Origin of the sequence: Streptomyces sp. NPDC099050, assembly GCF_044759865.1 — a bacterium.
In the GTDB taxonomy this organism is placed as follows: Bacteria; Actinomycetota; Actinomycetes; order Streptomycetales; family Streptomycetaceae; genus Streptomyces.
This window is the reverse complement of record NZ_JBIWAE010000030.1, coordinates 74,247-89,989: the sequence shown is the minus strand read 5'-3', so window position 1 is coordinate 89,989 and position 15,743 is coordinate 74,247. Positions and strand designations below refer to the sequence as shown.

Annotated in this window: 14 protein-coding genes, 1 tRNA gene and 3 pseudogenes; 6 read left to right on the top strand and 12 right to left on the bottom strand. The window is 72.1% G+C overall.

The window, feature by feature from the left end; all coding sequences use genetic code 11:
• Positions 1 to 361 precede the first annotated feature (361 nt).
• Together ACIQV3_RS35420 and ACIQV3_RS35415 are read left to right on the top strand one after the other, a co-directional pair.
• Positions 362 to 721, top strand: a complete 360-nt coding sequence (locus ACIQV3_RS35420; RefSeq protein WP_403719909.1) for a hypothetical protein — start codon at positions 362 to 364, stop codon at positions 719 to 721.
• Positions 603 to 962, top strand: a pseudogene (locus ACIQV3_RS35415) (hypothetical protein); the annotation flags it as partial. The gene ACIQV3_RS35420 and the pseudogene ACIQV3_RS35415, both read left to right, overlap by 119 nt.
• A gap of 341 nt (positions 963 to 1,303) precedes the next feature.
• On the opposite strand, the gene ACIQV3_RS35410 reads toward ACIQV3_RS35415, so the two are convergent.
• Positions 1,304 to 1,376 (bottom strand) — tRNA-Arg (locus ACIQV3_RS35410).
• Between the two features lie 177 nt (positions 1,377 to 1,553).
• On the opposite strand from ACIQV3_RS35410, the gene ACIQV3_RS35405 reads away from it, so the two are divergent.
• Positions 1,554 to 2,300 carry a 4'-phosphopantetheinyl transferase family protein gene (locus ACIQV3_RS35405; protein WP_403719927.1) on the top strand — a complete coding sequence of 249 codons (747 nt, stop codon included), beginning with the start codon at positions 1,554 to 1,556 and terminating at the stop codon, positions 2,298 to 2,300.
• A 104-nt stretch (positions 2,301 to 2,404) separates the two neighbouring features.
• Here the strand turns inward: ACIQV3_RS35405 and ACIQV3_RS35400 are convergent, their stop codons facing one another.
• From ACIQV3_RS35400 to ACIQV3_RS35390, 3 genes and pseudogenes are all read right to left on the bottom strand, one after another.
• On the bottom strand, positions 2,405 to 2,590 hold the full coding sequence (locus ACIQV3_RS35400; protein ID WP_403719908.1) for a hypothetical protein: 186 nt from the start codon (positions 2,588 to 2,590) through the stop codon (positions 2,405 to 2,407).
• A 48-nt stretch (positions 2,591 to 2,638) separates the two neighbouring features.
• On the bottom strand, positions 2,639 to 2,839 hold the full coding sequence (locus ACIQV3_RS35395; RefSeq protein WP_403719905.1) for a DUF6875 domain-containing protein: 201 nt from the start codon (positions 2,837 to 2,839) through the stop codon (positions 2,639 to 2,641).
• Positions 2,840 to 2,936: 97 nt separating this feature from the next.
• Positions 2,937 to 3,296, bottom strand: a pseudogene (locus ACIQV3_RS35390) (thioesterase II family protein); the annotation flags it as partial.
• Positions 3,297 to 3,379: 83 nt separating this feature from the next.
• Between ACIQV3_RS35390 and ACIQV3_RS35385 the strand changes: the two are divergent.
• A pseudogene (locus tag ACIQV3_RS35385) lies at positions 3,380 to 3,493 on the top strand (LuxR family transcriptional regulator); the annotation flags it as partial.
• On the opposite strand, the gene ACIQV3_RS35380 reads toward ACIQV3_RS35385, so the two are convergent.
• The 8 genes from ACIQV3_RS35380 to ACIQV3_RS35345 all read right to left on the bottom strand — a co-directional run bounded on the left by ACIQV3_RS35380 (position 3,487) and on the right by ACIQV3_RS35345 (position 12,943).
• On the bottom strand, positions 3,487 to 4,686 hold the full coding sequence (locus ACIQV3_RS35380; RefSeq protein ID WP_403719903.1) for an MAB_1171c family putative transporter: 1,200 nt from the start codon (positions 4,684 to 4,686) through the stop codon (positions 3,487 to 3,489). The pseudogene ACIQV3_RS35385 and the gene ACIQV3_RS35380 overlap by 7 nt on opposite strands.
• A 2-nt stretch (positions 4,687 to 4,688) precedes the next feature.
• Entirely contained in the window at positions 4,689 to 5,363 is a 675-nt protein-coding gene (locus ACIQV3_RS35375; RefSeq protein WP_403719899.1) for a hypothetical protein, read from the bottom strand.
• A gap of 178 nt (positions 5,364 to 5,541) precedes the next feature.
• A complete protein-coding gene (locus tag ACIQV3_RS35370; protein ID WP_403719896.1) occupies positions 5,542 to 6,468 on the bottom strand; it encodes a helix-turn-helix transcriptional regulator in 927 nt (308 codons plus the stop codon).
• A gap of 786 nt (positions 6,469 to 7,254) precedes the next feature.
• Entirely contained in the window at positions 7,255 to 7,983 is a 729-nt protein-coding gene (locus tag ACIQV3_RS35365; protein ID WP_403719895.1) for a tyrosine-protein phosphatase, read from the bottom strand.
• A 70-nt stretch (positions 7,984 to 8,053) separates the two neighbouring features.
• Positions 8,054 to 9,898, bottom strand: coding sequence for a helix-turn-helix domain-containing protein (locus ACIQV3_RS35360; protein ID WP_403719893.1), 1,845 nt, complete (start codon positions 9,896 to 9,898; stop codon positions 8,054 to 8,056).
• Between the two features lie 249 nt (positions 9,899 to 10,147).
• Entirely contained in the window at positions 10,148 to 10,636 is a 489-nt protein-coding gene (locus tag ACIQV3_RS35355; protein ID WP_403719891.1) for a RidA family protein, read from the bottom strand.
• Positions 10,633 to 11,553 carry a zinc-binding dehydrogenase gene (locus ACIQV3_RS35350; RefSeq protein WP_403719890.1) on the bottom strand — a complete coding sequence of 307 codons (921 nt, stop codon included), beginning with the start codon at positions 11,551 to 11,553 and terminating at the stop codon, positions 10,633 to 10,635. Before ACIQV3_RS35350 ends, ACIQV3_RS35355 begins: the two co-directional genes overlap by 4 nt.
• Before the next feature lie 109 nt (positions 11,554 to 11,662).
• Positions 11,663 to 12,943: a M6 family metalloprotease domain-containing protein gene (locus ACIQV3_RS35345; protein ID WP_403719888.1), complete on the bottom strand. Its 1,281-nt coding sequence runs from the start codon at positions 12,941 to 12,943 to the stop codon at positions 11,663 to 11,665.
• Positions 12,944 to 13,378: 435 nt separating this feature from the next.
• On the opposite strand from ACIQV3_RS35345, the gene ACIQV3_RS35340 reads away from it, so the two are divergent.
• Positions 13,379 to 14,086, top strand: a complete 708-nt coding sequence (locus ACIQV3_RS35340) for a TetR/AcrR family transcriptional regulator (RefSeq protein ID WP_403719923.1) — start codon at positions 13,379 to 13,381, stop codon at positions 14,084 to 14,086.
• An 85-nt stretch (positions 14,087 to 14,171) separates the two neighbouring features.
• Positions 14,172 to 15,701, top strand: coding sequence for an MFS transporter (locus ACIQV3_RS35335; RefSeq protein WP_403719887.1), 1,530 nt, complete (start codon positions 14,172 to 14,174; stop codon positions 15,699 to 15,701).
• Positions 15,702 to 15,743 lie beyond the last annotated feature (42 nt).

Below are 15,743 nucleotides of genomic sequence, written 5' to 3'. Positions count from 1 at the left end.
AATGTGCGTTGAACGTTTCCGTCGGCAGCGTTGCGGTAGAAACTCTCCCCGCGGGATCCGTTAAATCCTTAGGTCGCGGTGACAGATATTGATTCACCCCGACCGTAGCGTTTTTTGCTTGTCCGCCACCGGCTGTAGGAGGCGGCAGCGAAGTCGGCCGGTTGGAGGCGTGTAGGGGACGGATTCCGACGCGCGCTCGCTGCTTCCCCGGGCGGCTCGGACCGTGCGATGGCTTGCACGACACACCGTCTTGCCCGACGTGCGGGGTTGAACATGTTGGCCTGAGTGACACGTGGGCTCGTAGGATCCGCACACACCCCAGGCTCCGCCCGGGGCGCGGTGGAGAATAGAATCGACTTCCATGTCGAAGCCTGACGAGCTGCTCGTGAACGTCGCCGCCCTGGTGGAGTCCGGGCAGAGCAACCAGATGTCCCTGACCGTGGTCACCGGCGGTGCTGTCATCACCGGCCGGCTCGCCCCCGAAGCCGTGTGGAGAGAACGGGTGTCGGAGGTGCTGACGGATTCCGCCCGCCTGGGCGAGTTCTCCGCCATCTTCACTGCCACGACACCCAAGGAGGGACCGCCCACACATCTGCACTTCCATGTGGCACGGATCCTGCAGGGAACCGTGGGTATCCCGGAGACGGGCGGGATGTACCGCATCTCGATCGAGGAAGTCAGCGCCTGGACCGTGGGTGACTTCAGCTACTCCGACCACTGACCCGCAACCACGGCGAGATCCCGCCGCACGGCTGAGGGCCCGACCTGTGCATGGGGTCGGGCCCTCACCGCTGTCCCGGTGCGCCGGATCAGGCTGCGTGCTGGGGCCGGCGCAGTTCCGCCTGACCGATGACGAGGTCGTGGCCGCGGGGGAGCTGGAGGAGGATGCCGGCGAGGAGGTCGGGCTCCCTCCGGTCCGCCTCCACGACCTGCGCCACGGCGCAGCGCCGTGGGCCCACGCGGCGGGGGCAGACCTGAAGGGCATTCAGGAGATGCTCGGCCACTCCTCGATCACCATCACGACGGACACCTGTACGAGCCTGCTCCCCGAGGCCGACCTCGCGATCGCCGAGGCCGCCGCCCGCCTCGTACCGCGTGCCCGTGCAGCTGCCCAGATGACCCACGCCAGGGCCGTCGGAATCCCGGACGGAGAAGCGGAGTCCATGCCGGATCGGCGGGAATCCGGGAGCCCGCCGGCACGTCCGCTCACGCACCGCTCACGCAAACGGCCCCGGACGAGGAGTCCGGGGCCGAATAGGGCGCCTCCCTGGGGGGAACCCCCAGGTCAGCGGCTTGCAGGTTGTGCCCTCGGCAGGATTCGAACCTGCGACACCCGCTTTAGGAGAGCGGTGCTCTATCCCCTGAGCTACGAAGGCGCGTCTGACCGCTGACAGCCTAGCGGATCGTGCTGGGAGTGGTCGCATGGATTGCGGCGGGAGCGGGGCTGAGGCGAAGACGTGGGCGTGACCTGGGGTTCTGATCGTCTGGGGTGGTCGGTGGGAGGCCTGGCGCGGTGGGGCGGTGACCTGCTCGTCTACCCTCGTCGGGTGAACATGCATGTGATCCGCCTGGGCAGCAGTGCACCGCAGATCACCGCACTGTCGGCGGACTCAAGCGTCGCGGTGTGGGCTCTGGACACCACCTCAGGTGCGGTCGGCGGGTACCAAGTCGCCGAGGGCATGCCGATGATGGACGCCGCCGAGCGGGACCGGGCCGGGCGGCTGGTGCGGGAAGGCGACCGGCGCCGCTACCTGGCCTCGCACGTGGGACTTCGCGTGCTGCTCGGCGGCTACCTCGGGCTGGATCCGGCGGAGGTCGTGCTGGTCCGCGAGGCGTGCCCGGGATGTGGAGGCCCGCACGGCCGGCCTGCCGTGGACGGCGGTGCACTGCACTTCTCCCTCTCGCACAGCGGCGACGTGGCGTACCTCGCCTTCGCCAGGGTGCCGGTCGGGGTGGACGTGGAGGAGATTCCGAGCGCGGCGGCGGTGGCCGACGTGCTGACCGCCCTGCATCCGGTGGAGATCGCGGAGCTGACCGCGCTCCCCGAGCCGGAGCGGCGGGCGGCGCTGGGCCGGGTGTGGAGCCGCAAGGAGGCCTGCCTCAAGGCCGCCGGTACGGGGCTGGCGCTCGGCCTGGTGGAGCCGTACGTGAGCTCCGCGCCCACCCCGGCCGCGGTCCCCGGCTGGACCCTGACGGACCTGCCGGCCCCGCACGATTACGCGGCCGCCCTCGCCCTCCGAGCCCCGGACTCCGGACCCGGAGTTGGCGTCGGACCCGGCCTCGGATCTCGCCTGACGTAGGCGCCGTCGACGGCTCAATGGACGAACGGCCTGGCGACCGAGTCTTCGGACTCCGTGCCGTCCCCGGAGTCCGGGATGTCCCTCGGGCCCGCAGCCTCGGGCGATCACGTGGTGCTCAGGTTCCGGGCCTTGCTGTCCAGTGCCCGCAGGAACTGCAGCAGCCGGTCCGGGCGTACGCCGGTGGACGCGGCCGGCTCCTCGGCCGTTCGGCGGCCGTACGCCAGAGGGTCGGGCAGGTTGAGCCGGGCGGCCGTGCGCACCCACGCGGTGGTCCGGTATCCGCCGATCATGTCCTGGAGGGAGGCGCGAGCCTGGCCGTCGTTCCTCGTCCGTCCCCTTCAGAGCGCCGCGGCGTACGGGGGCCGCGGTTCGGCCGCCGCCTCGCGCACGGACTTGGGCGTCATGTCGGTCCACACCTCTTCGTTCGAGCCAGGAGCGGCGCTCGTGCGGGAACGCACGGCCCGTTCGGCGCAGAGGGGGTGGAACTGGCCGATCATCAGGCCGCTCGACACCGCGGCGTTCTTGAGGGCCTCGTACATCTCGCCGAGGCGGCACCGCTCCGGGCTGCGATCAGGTCGGTCAGTTCGAGATGGGTGGGGGCGGCGTAGACGTCGGCCGACCACGCGCACCACTCGGTCAGCAAGTCCGGGGGTGGTGGGGGTCGAGGAAGGAACGGCCCCCGGGCAGGGTTCGCAAGGCGGTCCCGGCCGTGCTGAAGTCGCGCCAGGCGGCGGCTTCCGGGCTGCCGACCACGGGGTCGTCCGCGCCCAGCAGTACGGTGAGCGGCACGTCGAGCCGCAGTCCCCCGCACCGGTAGCGCTCGAGCATCCGCAGGTCGGCGCGGAGCGTCGGGGCCGCGATCGCCGGCAGTTCGGGCCAGTCGAAGACCTCTTGGGGCACTCCCCGCAGCCTCCGCATGAGGCTGACCGGATCAGCCGAGCCGAGTGCCTCGCGGGAGGCGTGGGACGGGGCGGCGGTCCCCGCGACGACGATCCGCTGGGGCTGCGGGGCTGCGGGGCTGCGGGGCTGCGGGGCTGCGGGGCTGCGGGGCTCCTGCCCCGACCAGGCGGAAACCCAGCCGACCGGGTGTTTCCCCGCGCACGGCCCGCCGTATCGCGACCGAGCTCATGGTGCACCTGGACGCTCGGAGCCGCTTCCAGGCCGGCGTCATCGCCGGTCAGCGCGGCTACCTCTCGCCGTGGCCGAGCCCGTCCCCCGCCGTGGTCCGCCGTGTCGTGCGCACGTGCGGGGAGCGCAGCATGGCGGCGGACAGGTCGACGAGGTCTTCGGAGTCCTCGGTGGAGGTGATCGTCCAGCGTTGCTCCGGAGTGACCGGCGGCCGGGCGAGGCCCTTTCGGATGACCGCGTGGGCCAGCACGGAAGCGTCGGCTTCGCTGCGGGCCCGGCGGGACTCGGAGTGGTCGGCCAGGGCGAGGGCGTAGGTCTTCGTCCCGGTCGTGTGGTCGAACCACGGGGTCAGTCGCAGTACCGCGTCGAAGATGTCCGTCTCCCGTTGCATGAGCCGGCGTTCCACGGGTTTCCACCACGGCATCGGCGGTGGACTCGTGGGCGGTATGTCGCGACGGATCTCCGACCAGAGGGGCCGTAGGCGGCGGAAGCGGTGAAGGGCCCGCCAGCGGGATTCGGCGCCTTGACCGATGGCCGGCAGCAGGATTCCGACGGCCGTCATACAGGCCCCCACCCCCGCGAGGGGAGGGGCGACGTCGGTGCTGAGCCAGTCCCATCTGTCCGTACCCGCCCATCGGGCTCCGACGGCCAGGAATTTGAACAGGGCGAACGACAAGCCGAAACCGAACGCCGCTACGAGGATCAGCAGGCCCGCGTGGGTCCACGCGGCGTGGAGCTCCCGAAGCCCACGGGCCCACCGCCAGCACCTCGTCGCGACCAGGAGGGTCGTGGCGAAGTGCGCGGTCAGGCTGAGCACGATCAACTCGCGGACGAAGGGGGTGTTCGCGTAGAAGGTGTCGAAGTCCCGGCGCCGCTCGACGGGCATGCTGCCGAGGTGGAAGAGGACGCAGAACGTCACGATCAGTGCGGCGGTCGCGGCGACCCAGATCCTGGTGCGTCTGCGGAGGACGTCTTCGGCATCCCCGCGCCAGTGGATGAGGAGAACGTTGGAGGCGCATGACAGGCACGACAGAATGCAGAAGACGATGAGCGCGGAGATGTTCGGGACACCGATGAATCGGTTGACCCGCTCGATCGTCGGCGGAGCGCCGAAGAGGAAACCCGCCGCCGGTGAGGCGAGGATCACCAAGATGGACTTGGCCATGGGCGAGTGCCAATTGCGCCAGAACCAGGGAGACTTCACCAGCAGAGCGATCAGCAGGGCGCCGGCCGGAATGTAGTAGTCCGATCCGGACATGCTCAGTAGCCTCTGCCTCTTCCCATGCTCGACTGGATCCGGCCCGCCAGGCCGGTCGTCGGCACGGAGCCACCGTTCTTCAGGCAATCCCGCACTCGGGCTCCCATGCGCAGCCCGAACTCCTCGGCGTCGCTTTCCTCTTGGGTGTCGACGTGGCTCCTGGCTGCCAGGGCCACGAGGTCGTCGCCCGCGAGTTCCCCACCGAGCGACCGGGCGACGGCGGCGGCCACGTCGCTGGAGGCGCCGTGAGACAGGCACTCTCCCATCAGGACGTGCCACATCTCATGCGCGAAAATCACGAATTGGTGAAGCGTGGTCGTCTGGCTTTCGACGATGATGACGATCCGGTCGTCGAACTTCGCCGTGAGGCCACTGGCCGTATCCACGGGAAACCTGCGGAAGTACAGGAGGACCGGCCGGAAAGGGAGTTCCCCGGGGTCCTCGTTGAATCGTCGCTCCACATCGGCCCTCAGTACCTCGAACAGGCTGTCCGGGTCCGCGGGAACGGGCCTGTCGAGTTCCGTGAGAACCGTCTCGCAGAACTTCGCGATCTTCCGTGCGTTGGCCCGTCGCGCCCACTGGGCCCTCGGTGCGTTGAGCACGCCCTCGTGGAGCGGCAGCCTGCCGAGAGTCGTGAGCACCCTCCGGCGCAAGTCGGCCGTCTGCCCGTCGTTCATCCGTGTGCCCCCACTGTGCTTTCCCCTCCGATGAGCGGTGGAGTCGCCCCCGCCCCCGCCGCCGCCGTTTCCGCTGACTGACGTCAGACCAGTCCCTGTGTTCGATCCGACTCTAGGGTCCGGAGTCTTCTTCCGTGATCGTGCTCGTGTCCGCGAACGGCTGAAATCAACTCCACGCCTAGGGTGCTGTGCTGTCGCCGGACAGGGGCCCCGTGTCGAACATGTCTGCGACCCAGCGCATCAGTTCGGCGTTCTGTGAGTCGCCCTCGACTCCGCGCGCCGCCATGGCGGTCAGGCCGATGCGCGCCGTACGCAGACTCGTGACGACGGCCGCGACTTCCGCGTCGCCGGTTTCGAAGAACATGGCGGGTACGTCGAGTGCGGCCGCCAGGGCCTCCAGGACCTCGGGGCCGGCGTGCGTCGACCGGCCGAGGCGCAGGCTCGTCACGAGGGGCCCGTTCAGCACCGTCCGGCCCGTCCGGGCGTTGCCGAGCTCGGCGATCTCGGAGTCGGTGGGGCGGTGCTGCTCGGCGGCGCCTTCGAGGAGGACGGCGATCTTCTTGGCGATGCTGTACGGCCCCACGGGCTGCCGGAGCTCGGCCTGCGGGGGGTGGGCCTGTGGGGCGTGGCCCTGCGGAGCCTGGGCCTGCGGGGTCTGGGCCCGCCGGGGTGCTGCCGCGGCCTCCTCGCCGAAGGAACGCTTCTCCGCCGCGAGGAGCTCTTCGACGCTGACGCCGTAGGCCCGGGCGAGCGGAGCGAGGTAGTGGGGGGCCAGTTTGCGCCGTCCGCCTTCGGCCGCGCGTACCGGGGACGCCGAGCCGGTCTGAGTGACGGCCGCGGTGTCCTTCTGTGTCATGCCCGCGTCGCACCGCAGGTCCGCGAGGGTCGGGAGGCCGGGCCGCGGGAACAGGTCGTCGACGCGCTCACCCACCAGCGCCGCGAGCCGGGGCAGCTTCTCCGGTGGCGGGGTCGCGTCTCCGCTCTCGTAACGCGAGACGACGGAGGGGTCCTTGACGCCGAGCGCCGCGGCCACCTGTGCCTGGGTCATGCCCTTCGCGACGCGCGCGCTGCGCAACCCGGAGGCGTCAAAGCGGCGTTCGGGCATCGGGACTCCACGGTGCGGGGGTGGTGGCTGGTTTCGGCTGCTTGATTTGGGTCACCGGATGCATATAACTTGCTTCTGGTGACCCGCGGGGGAGGTCATCCGAGGCGGGTCGACTCACATGGCCCTCCACGCTACCAAGCACGCCTGTCAGATCAGCCCGTCAACCGTCCGAAGGGACGTCATGAATCTCATCCCGGGAGGAGTCCGTGGCAGCCATGCTGCCCACGGCGACCGGAACGTCAAGTCCAGGGGCAGTTGGGGCGCCACGGCATGGGAGGTCCTGGAGGCGCGTGCGTGCGTGCGGGCTCCCCCGGGAAGGCCCTCCTCTCGCTCCGGGAGGAAGGGCGAGTGCTCCGTTGGCCGGTCCAAGGGGACGGAGGAGGGGGAGGAGTAGGGGGAGGAGTAGGGGGAGGGGGAGGAGCCGGAGTGGGAATCGCGCGTAGCGGCCTCCCACGGCCGTCACGACGACGGCGCGACGCCACGCGGCGCGACGCCACGCGGCGCGGTTCGTCTTCCCGCGCCGTGCCGCGCCGCCGGTGGTCAGGTGCCGGCTTTCCATCAGCGTCGGCACGGCGCCGATCCCGGGCTCCGCGCCGGATCCGCCGCCGTCTCGCACGTGCGGGTCGTTTCGGCGGGTGTGCCTGCGGTACCGCCGGATGTCCCCCCGCTGGTGACGGCGAAGGTGGCGACGGCAACCGCGACGGCCGGCTCGAAGCAGTCGCCCGCCGCCGGCGGGACGCCTGAAGGCACCGCGAATCCGGGTTCCCGCGTCCCCGCGAATCCGCGTCACCGCGTCAGGAAGCGGTCCCGCAGTCGTGCCGTCGTGACCGGCGTGATGCCGACCTCGTCCGCGAGGTAGGAGCCGACCGAGCCGTAGCGGGTGGCGAGATCCGCCAGGGTCAGCCGCAGGATCTCGGCGGGCGCACGGCCGTACGCGGGCCAGCGCATCGTGCGGCCCGGGTTGGCGGTGTGCCAGTCGGCCGTCAGCCGGGCGGTGGCCAGCTCGGTCAGGGCGAAGTCCGCGAGGATCTGCTCCTCGTCCACGCCGAGGAGCGTCAGGACGAGCGCGGCGATCAGGCCGGTGCGGTCCTTGCCCGAGGTGCAGTGGAAGACCGCCGGGCCCGGGCCCTCGGCGAGCAGCTCGATCGTGGCGCGGATCTCCGCCACCCCGTCCTCGGCGACCTCGGCGAACCGGTCCGCGAGGAACCGCCACGGGTCGGTGTCCGGGTCGATCTCCGCCTGGTCGTACGGCCGGTGCTCGATGCTGAGGTTGGCGTACGTGAACCGCTCGGGCTCCGGTATCCGCCCCTTCGCCTCGATCTCCCACGGGTAGCGCAGGTCGATGACCGTACGCACGCCGAGGTCCAGGAACCGGTCCCAGTCGGCGCCCGCGAGCTTGCCGAGCGAGTCCGCCCGGTAGAGGGCTCCCCACGCGACGGTGGAGCCGTCCTCCGTGCGGTAGCCCCCCAGGTCGCGGAAGTTGTGCAGTCGCTCGAACTCGATGTGACGGGTCATGCGGCGCGGATCCCCCTCGATGGCGTACCGATGATCTTCCTGCGGAACGAGAGGCTACTCCGGGCGGGGTTCAGCCCATCCGCAGGGCCGCGGCGAAGTCCATCTTGTCCTCCAGCCGGCTCAGGTTGCGTCCCGTCAGCGCCTCGATGCGGCTGATCCGGTAGCGCAGCGAGTTCACGTGCAGGTGCAGTGCCTCTCCGCAGCGCGCCCAGGAACCGTCGTGTTCCAGGAAGGACCGCAGGGTGGGCACCAGGTCGGAGCCGTAGCGCCGGTCGTAGTCCGTCAGCGGTGCCAGCAGCCGGCGGCTGAACTCCCGCCGGACCTCGGCCGGGATCAGCGGCAGCAGTGCCATGACGTGCGCGGCGAGAGCGTCCGGCCCGCAGGCGGCGACCGGCTGTGAAGGGGCCGCGACCTGACGGGCGTTACGGGCCTGCGAGAGCGCGTGCCGCAGTTCCGCGGCCCCGCCCACCGGGTCGCTGACGCCGAAGGCCAGCCGCTCCCCGGCCCACAGCCCGCGCGGCAGCGAGCCGCTGGCGACCCGCTCGACCGCGTCGGGGGTCAGGCGCGCGTCCTCCCCGACGAGGACGAAGGCCACGGCCTCCGCCCCGTCCCCGGCCGCCGTGACGGCCATCCGCGGTCCGGCGTCCGGCCCCAGGCAGCGCGGATGCAGCAGGACCTCCTCCAGCAGGCCACGCAGGGACGCCGCTACGGGGAGCCCGTGCGCTCCCTTCGTCTCCAGCCGGGCCGATACGGCCTGCCAGCGCAGCGGGCCCTCGGGACCGGCGGCCTCCGCGGCCCCGGCGGCCCCCGCCGTGAGCCGGGCCGCCGCCTCCTCTTCCTCGAAGAGCGACGGCCCGCCCTCCCGGGCGGCGGCCGAGCCGACCAGCGCCAGCAGCCGGTCGCCGGCGCGCCGCCGCATCGTGCGGTCGGTGTCGCGGCCGTCGCGCTCCACCGCGACCAGCCGCGCGAGCTGGTTCAGCAGGTCGACGCGTTCGTCGTTCCAGTCGGCGCTGTCGGCCTCGACGGCGATCAGCCAGTCGGTGAGCGCCGCACGGGGAGCGGAGTCCCCTTCCCCGGCCCCGGAGCGGACCGGGAACAGGGAGAAGGCCGTCCCGCGCGCGACCGTACGGTGCGGGGCTCGCTCGCCCGCCCGTTCGGCGGCCAGGAACCGCCCGGCCAGCGCCGAGGCGGTCTTCTCCGGCAGCGCGGGGTGTGCGCCCGCGATCTGCCGCCCGGTCGGGGAGAGGATGTGGGCGCGCAGGTCCAGCTCGGCCAGCAGCAGTTCGAGGAGGGCTTCGGACCCCGCCCCGGCCTGCCGCTGGGTGCTGAAGCGCCGGTGCCGGTCCACGAGCGCGGCGAGACCGCCGATCCGCTCCTCGGTCCGGCCGCGCGCCACGTACTCGGTGACCGAGGTGAACGGCACCTCCACGCCCACCGCGAGCAGCGGCAGCCCGTGCCGGGCGCAGGCCTCCACCAGATCGTCCGGGACGTGCCCGAGGCGCGCCTCGCCCGCGCCCAGCGCCACGGCCCCCGCCTCCACGAGCACCCGGACGAACGCGTCGGACCGGCCGGCCACCGCGTCCTGTCCGGCATCGGCATCGGCATCCGCGGCCTGCCCGGCCTCCGCATCCGCGGCCCGCCCGGCGTCCGCGTCCGGTCCGGCCGCCGCGTCCGCGTCCTGCTCGGCCCCCGGGTCCTGCTGGGCCCCCGCGTCCAGGCCGTGCCAGGCCAGTCCGGACAGCACCAGGTCTCCGGGGGACACGAAGCGCCCGGGGTCGGGCAGGTCGATGGTCACCGTTCCGAGGACGGGCCGGTCGAGGTCCCGCTCGCCGCCGGGCAGGCGCAGCAGGCGCAGCGGACACAGGTCCGCAGGTGCCTGGGTCTCATCGGACGACAGCAGATCACGCAGCCTCATGGCCCCACTTTGCCATGTGCCGCCGGGTTCCCGATCGCGACGTATCCCCGCTGAACCGCAGGTCAGGGCCTTTACGTTGGGGTAATTCCACGGAAATCGGGGTGAGTCCGAGCGCACCGGTTCGTGGGATCGGTGACCGCCGGACATCCCGCCCCGGGAGCGCACTCGCCCACCCGCACGGCGAACCGGAGCCCCCGCGGGTCCCCCTCGCCCGGCGGAGGCCGACCCGAGGCCGACCCGAGGCCGGCCCTAGAAGCCCATCGGAGCGTGCAGTTCGACGAGGATCTCCACCTCGACGGGGGAGTCCAGTGGCAGCACGCTCACGCCGACCGCGCTGCGGGCGTGGATGCCCGCGTCGCCGAAGGCGGTGCCCAGCAGCTCGCTCGCGCCGTTGAGCACGCCGGGCTGTCCCGTGAAGTGCGGATCGCTGGCGACGAACCCGACCACCTTGACCACGCGCTTCACGGCGGACAGGTCCCCGGCGACGGAGGTGATGGCGGCCAGCGCGTTCAGCGCGCACTGCTGCGCCAGTTCCTTCGCCTGCTCCGGGGTGACCTCGGCGCCGACCTTCCCGGTGAGGGGGAGGGCGCCGTCGACCATCGGGAGCTGGCCGGAGGAGTACACGTAGTGCCCGCTCTGTACGGCGGGCACGTAGACGGCGACCGGCGAGGGCGTCGGCGGGAGCTTCAGGCCGGCGGCGGCGAGGCGCTCTTCGGGGGTGCTGGTCACGTGCGTCACGTGCGGATCTCCTTGTGGTCGCCGACGGGGGAGACGGGGCCCGGCCGGGGGAAGAGGATGACCGGCTTGATCATGCCCGGCTCCTTGGCGGCGAGCCGCCCGAAGGCCTCCCCGACACGGTCGAACGGGAACTCGTGCGTGGTGATCACCGTCGGGTCCACCAGCCCGTCCCCGATCAGGTGCAGCGCCCGCGCGAGACGCGCCCCGCTGCTCCGCGGCGGCCGGCAGCGGGCGTACGTGATCTTTCCGCTCCCGGAGAGCCCCCCGCGGGCGGCCCGCGCGGCGGCGGGCGCGGCCGTCGCCATGATCGCGCGGTCGGCGCCGGAGCCGCCGGTCAGCTCCAGGATCCGCTCGGTGGTGTCCTCGTAGGCCGGGTCGATCACCACGTCGGCCCCGAACCGCAGGGCGAGGCGCTGGCGCTTCATCTCCGGCTCCACGGCGATGACGCGGGCCCCGCGCAGCCGGCCGGCCGCGATGGTCGCGCTGAGCCCGACCGCGCCCTGACCGAAGACGACGACGCTCCCGCCCGGGGGCGGCCCGGACTCCTCGGCGGCGGCGAAGCCGGTGGGCAGCGCGCCCGCCGCGTAGAGGGCCTGGTGGTCGGAGATGGTGTCGGGGAGCGCGACCAGCCCGGCCCCGGCCGCGGGGGCGCGGAAGAACTCGGCGAGCCGCCCGTGGCCCTCGACGCCGACGCGCCGGCCGACGTAGGACGGGCAGACCCCGGGGCCGACGGCCTCGACGACTCCGACGGCCTCGTGCCCGAGCCCGGTGGGCGCCCCGGCGGCGGTGTGCCCGTCCCAGGCGCAGATCAGCGCCGCCGTGGTGCGTACGAGGACCTTGCCCGCCCGCGGGTGGGGGACGGGCCGTTCCAGCACGGAGGGCGGCTCGCCGGGACGGCGCAGCGCGAAGGCCTTCACGAGTGTCCTTACTACGTCGTTACACGGTAGTTCCCAACCATGCGGGTACGGATCCGGCCCGGCGGGGGGCCGTAGGTCGGAACCTGGCGGGCCGACCGTCAGCATTTGCTCAAGGTCGGGTGACCCGGACCTGGTAGCTGCCGTTGCGCAGCTCTCCCACGACCGAGACGCTGATGCCCGACTTCTCGTCGGTGAAGGTCTCGCCCGGCCGGAACGGTGCGTCCGAGAGCTCCGCGTGCACGTTGGAGCGCCGGGTGCAGCCGCCGCTCGCGCCGGTGCTGTCGGAGACGGTGACGGGCCCGCGGCCGGTGTCGACGTCGGAGTCCACCTTGTAGACGAGCACGCCGGGCTTGCAGACGGCCTCGTCGTTCCCGGCGCGGGTGCGCACCTCCACGGCGTACCCGGCGCTCTCGGAGACGGGGACGAAGGCCAGCTTGGTGCCGCCCTCCACGGCCAGCGGGCTCAGTACGTGGTCGCTGACCCCGGACTTCCCGGCGCAGCTGATCTGGTTGCTGTCGAGCCAGCCCAGCTTCCACTTGTGCCAGCCGAGCAGGTCGTTGTTGGCGCCCCAGTCCTCGCTCATGATGTCCCAGTGGCCCACCGTGCCGCCGCCGTCGGCGGTGTAGAGGTCGGGCAGGCCGAAGACGTGGCCGTTCTCGTGGGGGAGCACGCGGTAGCCGGTCTCCCGGTAGGAGCCGGAGCCGTCGTCCTGGCGGCTGTAGACGAAGGACGTGTTGGCGAGCGGGACGCCGTCGGCCATCGGGGCCTCGCCGTTGCCGGAGAAGGTGACGGAGAGGACGGTGTCGAGGGCGGAGGGGCCGGCATTCGGGGTGACGAGGATGTTTATCAGGTCGTACCGGGAGAAATCGACCTCGGCGTCAGAGGCCTTGATGATGTGCTCGACGAGCTGGCGGTAGCCGGGCTCGTACGCGGAACCCCGCTCGATCCCGTACGCCGCGAACGGCATCGGCATCCGCAGCCAGTTCTTCATCGGCGCCTCGGCCCGGTAGGTGAGCCGCCCGTAGGAGCTGATGCGAAACCAGTCGGACGTCTGCGGGAAGAACTCCGCCATCCGGTCGGCCGCCGTGCCCTCGCCCTTGGCGTCGGGGAAGTCGATCATCAGGTTCAGCGCCCGCACCTCGCCGGTCGAGCGCGAGTACCCCGGCGCCGTCGGCAGCCCCTCGGACATCTGCACGCCCATCGCGCCGGCGATCCGGCAGGGCGCGAGCATCGATTCGGCGCTGGTCGCGCCCACCGGCCCGGCCGCCGAATGGCTGCGGCTGGATATGCCCGCGCTCGCCGTAGCCGTGATGCCGAGGGCCAGCGCGGTGATGCCGATGTAGACGCTGGTGCGGCTCGGCTTGCGTATCCGGTGGCGCGTCTGCGGCATGGAGATCGGCCTTCGGGTCCGCGGCAGCCGGCCGGGTCCGGACTGCGCTCTGTGGGCTCACCCTCCGACGGCTGGAGCGGGCTCGCGCGCCGGAGGAGGCCAAACGGGAACGGACACCCGGGATGGTGTGATCCAGGTCACACGGAAGGGTGAAATAAGCGGGGACCCTCTCCCCGTTTGAACCAGAGTCCCCGTGAACCGGGGAGCTGCTCCCCGTTTCGGGGGGCGGGCGCACCACCCGCAAGTCCCGTCACCGGATGTACCCGTCACCCCGCCAGGGAGCCGTCCATGAAGAGCCCCGCCACCACCGATCCGGCGGCCCTGCCCGTACCGGGCCCGGAGGCCGACCTCGACCTCACGGCTCCGGCCGCGGGTGCCCCGGGCGCGCCGGGCGCGAGTGCGGGCACGGGCGCGGGCACGGGTGCGTGTGCGGTCGTGGGCGCGGCCGCGGGCAAGGTCAAGGCGGCGGTCAAGGCGGCGGGCAAGGCGGCGGGCAAGCGTGCACGCACCTCCGCGGACGGGGTCCCGCGTCCGCGCGCCGACGCCGTCCGCAACCGCGAGCGCATCCTGACCGCCGCCCGGGACGTGCTCGTGGAGTTCGGCCCCGCCGCGCCCCTCGACGAGATCGCCCGCCGGGCCGGCGTGGGCAACGCCACGCTCTACCGGCACTTCCCCGACCGCCCGGCCCTGATCCATCACGTCGTGCTCTTCGGCCTGGACCGGGTGACCGCCCTGGCCGTCGACTCGCTCGCCCAGGAGCCCGACGCCTTCGCCGCGCTGCGCCGGTTCACGCACGCGGCGGCGGACGAGCGGATCGGCGCCCTGTGCCCCGTGCTCTCCAGCGAGTTCGACCACGACCACCCCGAACTGCTCGCCTCCCGCGAGACCTTGGAGGAGTCGATCGAGGCCCTGCTGGCCGCCGGCCGCGCCTCCGGGCTGCTGCGCACGGACGTCGGCGTCGGCGACCTGATGATCGCGCTGTCGCAGCTCAGCCGTCCCCTCCCGGGCACCGCCTGCTTCGACGCGGACGTCTTCGTCCACCGTCATCTGCAGCTGTTCCTCGACGGGTTGATGGCCCCGGCCCGGTCCCACCTGCCGGGCTCGGCGATCACCCTGGCGGACCTGAGGCGGAAAACCATGTGACGACCCCGGGTCGCGCCCTCTAGCGTCGTAAAACCGCCCTGATCATCTTATTTCAGTCATCTCGCACCATGAAGTGGGTACCCCCATGTCAAAAACAGCCGCGAACCCGCAGCTGACCGGCGCAGACCCCAGTCGCTGGAAGGCCCTGGTCTTCATCGCGCTGGCGCAGCTGATGGTCGTCCTCGACGCCACCATCGTGAACATCGCCCTGCCGTCCGCCCAGACCGACCTCGGCATCTCGGACGGCAACCGCCAGTGGGTCATCACCGCGTACGCGCTGGCCTTCGGCGGACTGCTCCTCTTCGGCGGCCGCATAGCCGACAAGTGGGGACGCAAGAACGCCTTCATCGTCGGCCTGATCGGCTTCGCCCTGGCCTCCGCGCTGGGCGGCGCCGCACAGGGTGAGGCCATGATGCTGGGCGCCCGCGCCCTCCAGGGTGCCTTCGGCGCACTGCTCGCGCCCGCCGCGCTCTCGCTGCTGGCCGTCATGTTCACCGACGCCAAGGAGCGCGCCAAGGCCTTCGGCATCTACGGTGCGATCGCCGGTGGCGGTGGCGCCGTGGGCCTGATCCTCGGCGGCGTCCTCACCGAGTACCTGAACTGGCGCTGGACCTTCTTCGTCAACATCCCGTTCGCGATCGTCGCCGCCGTCGGCGCCTGGATGATCATCCGCGAGCCGGCCGGCGGCCGTAACCGCGCCCCGCTCGACATCCCCGGCGTCCTGCTGTCCACGACCGGTCTGGTCGCCCTCGTCTACGGATTCACCCGCGCCGAGTCGGCCGGCTGGTCGGACGGCCTCACCGTGGGCATGTTCATCGCCTCCGCCGTCCTGCTCGCCGCGTTCGTCTTCGTCGAGTCCCGTACGAAGAACCCGCTGCTCCCGCTGCGCGTCCTGCTGGAGCGCAACCGCGGCGGCGTCTACCTCTCGCTGGGCCTCGCCGTCATCGCGATGTTCGGCCTGTTCCTCTTCCTCACCTACTACCTGCAGGTCGTCAAGGGCTTCTCGCCCGTCACGACCGGCTTCGCCTTCCTCCCGATGATCGTGGGCATGATCGCCGGTTCCACGCAGATCGGCGCCCGCCTGATGACGCGGGTCCCGCCGCGCCTGCTGATGGGCCCCGGCTTCATGGTCGCCGCCAGCGGCATGCTGCTGCTGACGCAGCTGGAGGTCGGCTCCTCCTACCCGGCGCTGATCCTGCCCGCGCAGCTGCTGCTGGGCCTCGGCATGGGTACGGCCTTCATGCCCGCCATGTCCCTGGCCACGTACGGGGTGAACCCGGCCGACGCCGGTGTCGCCTCGGCGATGGTCAACACCTCCCAGCAGGTGGGCGGCGCGATCGGCACCGCCCTGCTGAACACGATCGCCGCCTCCGCGACGACCGCGTACCTGACCGACCACGCGGCCGCGGCCGCGGCGGGCGGCCCGGCGGCGCAGCTGATCCAGGCCCAGGCCATGGTGGAGGGCTACTCCTCCGCGATCTGGTGGGCGGTCGGCATCCTCGTCGCCAGCTCCCTCATCGCCCTGACCCTCATCACCACGGGCAAGCCGGGCGCGGGCGACCCGGTCGCCGAGGGCGCGGACGCCGACATGAAGATCCCGGTGATCGCCCACTGACCCGCCCGGGCCCCGCTCCGGGGTGGGTACGGGAATGACTGA